Source organism: Streptomyces sp. SID4985 (genome assembly GCF_009863025.1).
GTDB lineage: Bacteria > Actinomycetota > Actinomycetes > Streptomycetales > Streptomycetaceae > Streptomyces.
Map to the genome: position 1 here is coordinate 41,636 of NZ_WWIR01000381.1, position 8,988 is coordinate 50,623.

The window sequence follows — 8,988 nt, forward strand, 5'->3', positions numbered from 1 at the left end:
TACCCGGAGCCGAGCCGCGCGGGGACGCCCCCTCACCAGCGCGGCATCACCGGTGTCCGCCACCCCGGTTCGGCCACGCGCATCGCCGCCGCGTCGTCCCGTTCGCGCAGCCGCCCGTCGTCCTCGGCCCAGCGCCGATGCAATCGGGCCAGTTCCTCGCGGTCCAACTCGACGCCCAGGCCAGGCTGTTCGGAGACCGCGACCCGGCCGTCGCGGAACTCGATCCGTTCGGTCAGCACGTCCTCCGACTGCCACGGATAGTGCGAGTCGCAGGCGTGGTGGAGGTTCGGCACGGTCGCCGCGACCTGTGTCATCGCGGCCAGACTTATGCCGAGATGGGTGTTGGAGTGCATGGACACCCCGACCCCGAAGGCGGCGCATATCGCCGCGAGGTGACGGGTGTTGCGCAGCCCGCCCCAGTAGTGGTGGTCGGAGAGGACGACCTGCACGGCGTCGCGCAGGAACGCCTCCCTGATCTCCCCGAAGGTGGTCACGCACATGTTGGTCGCCAGCGGCACCCCGCTCCCGGCGGCCACCTCGGCCATCGCGGGAGTGCCCAGCGTCGGGTCCTCCAAGTACTCCAGTACGTCCGCGAGTTCGGCCGCGACCTTCAGCGAGGTCGGCACGGACCAGGCGCCGTTGGGGTCGAGCCGGAGCGGCTGCCCGGGAAACGCCTCGGCGAGGGCGTGCACGGCGGCGACCTCCTGCTCCGGCGGGAAGACCCCGCCCTTGAGCTTGAAGGAGGTGAAGCCGTACCGCTCCGCGAGGAGGCGGGCCTGCGCGACGATCCCCGCCGGGTCGAGCGCGGCACCCCAGTCGTCCGGCTCGCCCCGCACGCCGTCCGGGTGGGCGCCCCACTTGTAGAAGAGGTACGCGCTGTACTCCACCGAGTCCCGCACCCGCCCCCCGAGCAGCGCGTGCACGGGAAGCCCGAGCGCCCGCCCCTGCGCGTCCAGGCAGGCGACCTCGAAGGCGGAGAGCACGGACAGGCGGAGTTTGTCGGCGCTGCGCACCCCGCGCAGTCCGCCCGCGTCCAGCGCGCCACGCACCCGGTCCTCGTCCACATCGAGTCCGAGACCGAAGAGCGCGTTCACATCCGTGACCGAGCGGCCGACGAGATGCTCGGCCAGCGGACGCGCCAGCTCCAGGTAGTCGGTGTCCCCGTAGGTCTCCCCGAGCCCGGTCGCCCCGCCCGCCGTGACCACCTCCACGATCAGCCGCGGGGTGTACGGCTGATGCACGCCCTGGGCGTTGAGCAGCGGCGGGTCGGCCACCAGGACGGGGGTCAACCGGACGTCCACCACGGTCAGTTCACGGTTCACAGCGCGGCCCCCACCAGGTCGAGTCCGGTGGCCAGCAGCTCCCGCAGCGTGGCGAGGTCGGCGTCCGAGGGGTCGACGAGTGGGGCGCGCACGGGTCCGACCCGCTGTCCGCGCAGCCTCGCCGCCGCCTTGACCAGGGAGACCGCGTACCCGGGCACCCGGTCGCGGAGGTCGGCGAAGGGGCCGTAGAACTCCCGGAGCAGCTTCTCGGTGGTGCCGTGGTCGCCGCCGCGCAGGGCGGTGAAGAAGGCCCCGGCGATCTCGGGGGCGAAGGCGTGCACGGCGGAGGAGTAGGCGGGGACGCCGACGGCGGCGTAGGCGCGGGCCTGGAGTTCGGCGGTGGCGGCGCCGTTGAAGAAGAGGAAGTCCTCGGGGGCGGCGAGGGTGAGGCGCCGGAGGCGGTCGAGGTCGCCGTGTCCGTCCTTGAGGCCGATGACGCCGGGGATGCGCGCCAGGAGTCGCAACGACTCGGTGTCGTAGGCGACTTGGCCGCGCTGGTAGGTGATCAGCGGCAGGCGGGTGCGGGCGGCGAGCTGCTCCAGCTGGGCGACGAGACCGGCCTGCGGGGCGGCGGTGAGGTAGTGCGGGAGGACGAGCAGGGCGTCGGCCCCGGCGTCCTCGGCGATCCGGGCGAAGCGGGCGGCCTGCGCCCAGCCGTACCCGGTCCCGGCGACCACGGGCACCCGCCCGGCCGCCTCCTCGACGGCGATGACGACGACCTGGCGGTACTCGTCCTCGTCCAGGGAGAAGAACTCACCGGTGCCGCAGGCCGGGAAGAGGGCGCCGGGTCCGGCCGCGAGCCGGGAGGCCACATGGGCGCGGAAGCCGTCGGGGTCGAGGGAGCCGTCGTCGTGGAACGCGGTGAGCGGGAAGGACAGCACGCCGCGCGCCATCCCCTCCCTCAGCCGTCGTGCCACATCGCGCGGGTCCGGGTCGTCGCTCATCGGCCATCATCTCCCCTTGTGAATGCCGATCACGTATGAGAACAGAGGCTAGGTACACGTACACGACACCGTCAATGGCGCATCGGGAGGGGCATGTTGGGAGGCGTGCGGCGGGAGAGATGCGGCGGGAAGGGGCGGGCGCACAGCAAAGAGCCCCATCCCGCCGAACGACGGGATGGGGCTCGATCGAGCGCCGGGCAGGCCTTGCACCTGCATTTCCCCGCAGGAAGCGGGGCGTCTTTCCTTGGACCACCAACGCACTGTCCGCCACCGGGAGTTCCGGCGACCGCGACGTGATCAACCATAGCGCATCCTCGGCCGTTTGTGATCACCCGAGATCACAAACCGACCGCCCACCCGGTCACCCACCCGGTCACCCACTCGGGGGAGCGCAGGGCAATACCCGCGATCATGCACCCCAAACCATATGTGACTCAGATCACAGTCACTCAACTTCTGCTCGAAACCACGTGCTTGATACAACTTGCTCGCGCCCTCCCGTCCCCCGGACCACCGGCGTCTCTCTCCCCTCTCCCGCATCCTTTCGAGCTGTCGCTCTCGCCTGCCCTGGGAACGCCCGTGTCCGCCCCCCGCACCACCCCCTGGCCCCTCGTCGCCCTTTTCACGGCCGGGTATCTCGCGCCGTATCTGCTGCCCACCACCGTCGGCAGACTCGACGCCGGGCTTCCGCTCACCGCCACCGAGGCCGGGGCCGCCGGCAGCGTCCTGCTGCTGAGTTCCGCCACGGCCGGCTTCCTGCTGGCCGCGCGCGGCGGACGGGCCGGGGCGCGCACCCTCGCCCGCGTCGGCCTCACCCTCGCTGTCCTGGGCTACGGCGCCGCCGCCCTCACCGGCTCCGTCCCTGCGGTCGTCGCGGGCGTGATCGTCGGCGGCCTCGGCTCGGGCACCGCCACGGCCGTCGCCGCGAGCGGGATAGCGGGCCGCCCCGACCCGCACCGGGTCACCACGCTCGGACTGCTCACCGTCTCCGCCCTCGCGGGCGCCCTCTATCTGACGATCCCGCACCTCGGCCCGGGCCACGGCCTGCCGCTCGCCGCGATCGCCCTGACCGCGCTCGCGGTCCTCCCCCTCACCGGCCGCCTGCCCGCCCGTACGACCACCACCACGGCCACCGCCGCACCCGCCCCGCTCCCCCACCGGAGCACGGGACTTCTGCTGGCCGCCGCCATGCCCTGCTGGTCCCTCGCGCAGAACTCCCTGTGGGGAGTGAGCGGCCGGATCGGTCTGACCCAGGCGCACCTCACCGAGGTCACCGTCGGCGCGGTGTTCGCGGCCGCGCTCGGTGCCGGACTGCTCGGCGTCCTCGGCGCGGGCGCGCTCGGACCGCGCCTGGGCCGCGCGGTGCCGATCGGCGTCGGTACGGCGCTCATCGCGGCCTGCGTCGTGGTCAGCGCGTCGGCCTCGGGGCCGGTGTCGTTCGCGGGCGGGGAGATCGCCTGGAACGCCTGCTACCCGCTCGTGCTCTCGTACGTCATCGGGCTCGCCGCCTCCCTCGACCCACGCGGGCGCTGGGCGGTACTGGTCGGCTCGGCGGGCTCGCTCGGCACGGCGGCCGGACCGCTGGCGGGCAGTCTGCTGTCGGCGTGGGCGGGCTACCCGGCGATGGGCCGCACCCTGGCCCTCGTCCTGCTGGCCTCAGCGGTGCCGATGACGGCGGCGGCCCTGCGCGCGACCGCCCCGGCGCGGCGGACGACACGGGTCGCGGACCTGCCGGTGGTGGAGATCCCGCTGGTGGAGCTCCCGCACGCGGAGACCTCGCTCACGGAGGCCGCTCTCGCAGAGGTCGCTCTCGTGGAGATCCCCCTTGCGGAGATCCCGGACTCGGTGCTCACGGACTCGGTGCGCGCGGACCGGGTGCCCCACCCGGAGACGGTCCCGTTCCTGGAACCCCTCCTGGCGGAGACCGCCCCCGGTCTCCCGGTCCGCGCGCTCCCCGGTCACTCGAACTCGTACGCCTCCACCTCGGCGAGGTAGCGGGCGCGCAGCTCCTCGTCGTCCTCCAGGAAGGAGGCGAGGAAGGAGTTGCGGGCCAGCTCGCGCAGGCGGTCCTGGGAGAGGTCGAGGGTCTCGTGGACCGCGGCGAAGTTGTCGCCCGCGTAGCCGCCGAAGTAGGCGGGGTCGTCGGAGTTGACCGTGCACATCAGGCCCGCTTCCAGCATCGCCGGGAGCGGGTGGTCGGCCAGGGTGTCCACGGTGCGCAGGCGCACGTTGGACAGCGGGCACAGGGTGAGCGGCACCCGGTCGCGGACCAGCCGCTCGACCAGCTGCGGGTCCTCCATGCAGCGCAGCCCGTGGTCCACGCGCTCGACCCCGAGCACGTCCAGGGCCTCGGTGATGTACTCCGGCGGCCCCTCCTCACCGGCGTGCGCCACGCGCCGCAGACCGAGCGCGGCGGCGGCCTCGTACACCTCGCGGAACTTCACCGGCGGGTGGCCGACCTCGGCGGAGTCCAGGCCGACGCCGGTGATCCGGTCCAGGTACGGCTTGGCGGCGTCCAGGGTGGCGAGCGCGGACTCGGCGGACTCGTCGCGCAGGAAGCACATGATCAGCCGGGTGGAGACGCCGTGGTTCTCCACGCTGGAGCCGAGCGCGCGCCACAGCCCCTCGACCACGGTGCCCATGTCCACGCCCCGGGCCAGATGCGCCTGCGGGTCGAAGAAGATCTCGGCGTGCCGGACACCCTGCGCGGCGGCGCGGGCGAGGTAGGCGTTGGCGAGGTCCTCGAAGTCCTGCTCGGTGCGCAGGACGGCCATCAGCTCGTAGTACAGGTTCAGGAAGGACTGGAGGTCCTCGAACCGGTACGCCTCGCGCAGCGCCTCGGTGTCCGCGTAGGGCAGCGTCACGCCGTTGCGCCCGGCCAGCCGGAAGGCCAGCGCGGGCTCCAGGGTGCCTTCGATGTGCAGGTGCAGTTCAGCTTTGGGGAGGGGCATCAGAGCATCGTACGGCCCTTTACCCACCCATTCATCCGGACGCGGAAGTGGCGCTCAGCGCCGTTTGGGTACGGGTACGCGCTGGAGGTCGCGGGCCACGGTCAGCTCGCCGGTGAAGCCCGCCGCGCGGGCCTGCCGCTCGAAGACCTCGGGGTCGGAGTAGCGCTGGCTGAAGTGGGTGAGCACCAGGTGCCGCACGCCCGCGTCCCGGGCCACGGTCGCGGCCTGCCCGGCGGTCAAGTGGCCGTGTTCCTTGGCGAGTTGTACGTCCTCGTCCAGGAAGGTGGACTCGATGACGAGCAGGTCGCAGCCCTCGGCCAGCGCGTGGACGCCCTCGCACAGCCGGGTGTCCATGACGAACGCGAACCGCTGCCCGCGCCGGACCTCGCTGACCTCCTCCAGCGTCACCCCGCCGAGGGAGCCGTCGCGGCGGAGACGGCCCACGTCCGGGCCCGTGATGCCGTGCGCGGCGAGCCTGTCGGGCAGCATCCGCACGGCGTCGGGCTCGACGAGCCGGTAGCCGTAGGACTCCACGGGGTGGGAGAGGCGGCGGGCCTCCAGCGTGTAGGCGGGGGTCTGCGCCAGAACGCCGTCGGAGTCGGCGGGGGCCTCGGTGAGGGCGACGGTCTCGCGGTAGGCGGTGGCGTACCGCAGCCGGTCGAAGAAGCGCTGCCCGGAGCGCGGGTAGTGCGCGGTGATCTCGTGCGGCACCCGGTCGAGGTTGATCCGCTGGATCACCCCGGCGAGGCCCAGGCTGTGGTCGCCGTGGAAGTGGGTGACGCAGATCCGGTTCAGGTCGTGCGCGGCGACCCCGGCGCGCAGCATCTGCCGCTGGGTCCCCTCGCCGGGGTCGAACAGGATGCCCTCGCCGTCCCAGCGGAGCAGATAGCCGTTGTGGTTGCGGTGCCGGGTCGGGACCTGGCTGGCGGTGCCGAGGACGACGAGTTCGCGTACGGACATCTTCCTCTACGGGATCTTCCGCGGGTTCTTCTACGGGTCCTGCGGCTTAGCCGGGGGGCCATTCGAGGCCGCGGCCGCCGAGGACGTGCGCGTGGGCGTGCCAGACGGTCTGGCCGGCGCCTGCGCCGGTGTTGAAGACCGTACGGTAGCTCTCCAGCTTTTCCTCGTCGGCGATGACCTGCGTCTCGGCGAGCACGTCGGCGGCGAGCTGCGGGGCTTCTGCCGCGAGGGTGGCGGCGTTCTTGTAGTGCGCCTTGGGGATCACCAGGATGTGCGTCGGGGCCTGGGGGTTGATGTCCCGGAACGCGACGGTGGTGTCCGTCTCGCGGACCACGGTCGCCGGGATCTGGCCTGCGACGATCTTGCAGAAGAGGCAGTCTTCCTGCGGTTCCCCAGCCATTTCGCTGCGCTCGCTTTCGCCGGTGATCGTGTGCGGGGTCATCGTAGTCGGTTCAGTGCGGCTCGCGTTGTGGCTGGTCGCGCCCACGCGGCAGAGCCGCATATCGATACGGCCCCGCGCCCCTTAGGTTGGCAGGGTCCAGGGTGTTTCGCGGCACCCCGCATGCCCCTTAGCTGGGCAGAGTCGGCGGAGTCTTGGAAGGCACCCTTTCCAGTTCCTCCAGCGCCAGCCTTATCGCCTCGTCCAGCTGGGTGTCCCTGGACGCTGCGTGGTCCTGGGGCTTTTGGACGACTTCTACGTCCGGGTCCACTCCGTGGTTCTCCACGCCCCAGCCGTAGCCCTCCAGCCAGAAGGCGTACTTCGGCTGGGTGATCAGGGTGCCGTCGACCAGGTGGTAGCGGCTGTCGATGCCGATGACGCCGCCCCAGGTGCGGGTGCCGACGACGGGGCCGATGTTCAGGGCGCGGATGGCGGCGTTGACGATGTCGCCGTCGGAGCCGGAGAACTCGTTGGCGACGGCGACGACCGGGCCGCGCGGGGCGTCCTGGGGGTAGCTCTCGGGGCGCATGCCGCGCGGGAGGTCCCAGCCGATGACACGGCGGGCCAGCTTCTCGACGACGAGCTGGGAGGTGTGGCCGCCGCGGTTCTCGCGGACGTCCACGACGAGGCCCTCGCGGGCCACCTCGACGCGCAGGTCTCGGTGGATCTGGGCCCAGCCGGGGGCCTGCATGTCGGGGACGTGGAGATAGCCGAGGCGGCCGCCGGACTTCTCGTGGACGTAGGCGCGCCGGTCGGCGACCCAGGCGTGGTAGCGCAGCGGCTCCTCGTCGGACAGCGGGATGACCACGGCGTGCCGGGGTTCACCGCCGCCCGCAGGGGAGATCGTCAGCTCGACGGGTTTTCCGGCGGTGCCGGTGAGCAGCGGGCCGGGGCCGGTGACGGGGTCGACGGGGCGGCCGCCGATGGCCACGAGCGCGTCGCCGGGGCGTACGGCGACACCGGGCGCGGCGAGCGGGGAGCGGGCCTCGGGGTCGGAGGTCTCGGAGGGCAGGATGCGGTCCACGCGCCAGCTGCCGTCCTCGTGACGGGAGATGTCGGCGCCGAGCAGGCCCTGCCGGGGTCCGCCGCCGAAGCCGCCGCCGGGGGTGACGTAGGCGTGCGAGGTGCCGAGTTCGCCGTGCACCTCCCAGAGGAGGTCGACCAGGTCGTCGTGGGTGGCGAGGCGGCCGAGGATCGGGCGGTAGCGGTCGAGTACGCCGTCCCAGTCGACGCCGCTCATGTCGGGCCGCCAGAAGTTGTCCCGCATGACGCGGCCGGTCTCTTCGTACATCTGGCGCCACTCGGCGACCGGGTCGACGGTGTGCCGGATGCGGCCGAGGTCCACGACGATGTTGGAGTCGCTCTCCTCGTCGTCGGAGGCGCGCCGGTCGGCGGGTACGACGCGCAGCCGCCCCTCGCTCCAGAGCAGCACGCGCTTGCCGTCGCCGCTGACCCGGAAGTGGTCGGCGTCGGCGGCCAGGTGCTCCAGGCGCTGCTGGGCGAGGTCGTACCGCTCCAGCTCGGTCTTGGGGTCGGGGGCGTCGGGCGTGGCGCGGGCGGCGCCGAGGACACCGCGCATCGGGTGGCGCAGCCAGAGGACGCCGTCGCGGGCGGCGCGCAGACTGGTGTAGCTGGCGGCCTCGACCGGGAAGGGCACGATGCGGTCGGCCAGCCCGTCGAGGTCGATCCGGGTGACCGGGGCGCCCTCGCTCTCCGGGGTCTCGTCCTTGTCCGGTGTGCCGAAGGGGCGGCCGTGGCGCTGCGGTCCGAAGGGGGACGGCGTGGTCGCGGCCAGCGTGATCAGGTGCGGGCGGACGCTGTCGACGAAGGCCAGGTCGAAGACGTGCCGGTCGTAGATGGGGTCGAAGGAGCGGCTGGAGAGGAAGGCGAGGTGTTTGCCGTCCAGGGTGAAGGCGGGCGCGTAGTCCTGGAAGCGCAGCGGGGTCGCCTCGGTGACCGTGAGGTCGGTGGTGCTGGCGATGCGGATCTGGGAGAGCGGGCGCGGGCCGGGGTGGGCCCAGGCGAGCCAGCCGGAGTCGGGCGAGAAGACGAGGCCGTGGACGTCGCCGTGTTCGCTGCGGTCGACCTCGCGGACCTCGCCGGTCTCCCGCTCGACCAGCAGCAGCCGTCCGTCGTGGGAGGCGACGGCGGCCCGGGTGCCGTCGGGGGACATGGCGAGCGCGAGGACGCGGCCGAGCTGTCCGGCGGCGATCCGGCGGGGTACGGCGCCGGGGGCGAGGCCGGTGGCGGGGGCGAACTCCAGGGCGTCCTCGCCCTCCGCGTCGGTCACCCAGACCACCCACTCCTCGCCGTCGGCGCGGAAGGTGCGCGGCAGCCGGGCGCGCACGCCGGGCTCCGCGGCCAGGGCGCGG

The 8,988-nt window shown here is 72.9% G+C and carries 7 protein-coding genes; 1 reads left to right on the top strand and 6 read right to left on the bottom strand.

The window, feature by feature from the left end; genetic code table 11:
• Positions 1 to 32: 32 nt before the first annotated feature.
• On the bottom strand, positions 33 to 1,322 hold the full coding sequence (locus GTW40_RS16135) for a glucarate dehydratase family protein (protein WP_161180883.1): 1,290 nt from the start codon (positions 1,320 to 1,322) through the stop codon (positions 33 to 35).
• Positions 1,319 to 2,266: a 5-dehydro-4-deoxyglucarate dehydratase gene (locus GTW40_RS16140; RefSeq protein ID WP_161180884.1), complete on the bottom strand. Its 948-nt coding sequence runs from the start codon at positions 2,264 to 2,266 to the stop codon at positions 1,319 to 1,321. Before GTW40_RS16140 ends, GTW40_RS16135 begins: the two co-directional genes overlap by 4 nt.
• A 579-nt stretch (positions 2,267 to 2,845) precedes the next feature.
• Between GTW40_RS16140 and GTW40_RS16145 the strand changes: the two genes are divergently transcribed.
• Positions 2,846 to 4,261, top strand: coding sequence for an MFS transporter (locus GTW40_RS16145; RefSeq protein WP_161180885.1), 1,416 nt, complete (start codon positions 2,846 to 2,848; stop codon positions 4,259 to 4,261).
• Here GTW40_RS16145 and GTW40_RS16150 read toward each other — a convergent pair.
• The 4 genes from GTW40_RS16150 to GTW40_RS16165 all read right to left on the bottom strand — a co-directional run.
• The gene (locus GTW40_RS16150; protein ID WP_161180886.1) at positions 4,225 to 5,217 is read right to left on the bottom strand and encodes an adenosine deaminase; all 993 of its coding nucleotides are present in this window, start codon (positions 5,215 to 5,217) and stop codon (positions 4,225 to 4,227) included. The genes GTW40_RS16145 and GTW40_RS16150 overlap by 37 nt on opposite strands.
• A 54-nt stretch (positions 5,218 to 5,271) precedes the next feature.
• Complete coding sequence (locus GTW40_RS16155) at positions 5,272 to 6,177, bottom strand: ribonuclease Z (RefSeq protein WP_161180887.1); 906 nt, start codon at positions 6,175 to 6,177, stop codon at positions 5,272 to 5,274.
• 46 nt (positions 6,178 to 6,223) lie between these two features.
• Positions 6,224 to 6,577 carry a histidine triad nucleotide-binding protein gene (locus GTW40_RS16160; protein ID WP_161180888.1) on the bottom strand — a complete coding sequence of 118 codons (354 nt, stop codon included), beginning with the start codon at positions 6,575 to 6,577 and terminating at the stop codon, positions 6,224 to 6,226.
• 169 nt (positions 6,578 to 6,746) lie between these two features.
• Positions 6,747 to 8,988, bottom strand: a 2,242-nt coding sequence (locus GTW40_RS16165) for a S41 family peptidase (RefSeq protein ID WP_161180889.1), incomplete at its 5' end; no start/stop codon positions are given.

What these genes read in the sequence shown, in the direction of transcription:
- GTW40_RS16140 (WP_161180884.1), bottom strand. Translation starts at nt 2,266, where the DNA reads ATGAGCGACGACCCGGACCCGCGCGATGTGGCACGACGGCTGAGGGAG.
- GTW40_RS16160 (WP_161180888.1), bottom strand. Translation starts at nt 6,577, where the DNA reads ATGGCTGGGGAACCGCAGGAAGACTGCCTCTTCTGCAAGATCGTCGCA.
- GTW40_RS16150 (WP_161180886.1), bottom strand. Translation starts at nt 5,217, where the DNA reads ATGCCCCTCCCCAAAGCTGAACTGCACCTGCACATCGAAGGCACCCTG.
- GTW40_RS16155 (WP_161180887.1), bottom strand. Translation starts at nt 6,177, where the DNA reads ATGTCCGTACGCGAACTCGTCGTCCTCGGCACCGCCAGCCAGGTCCCG.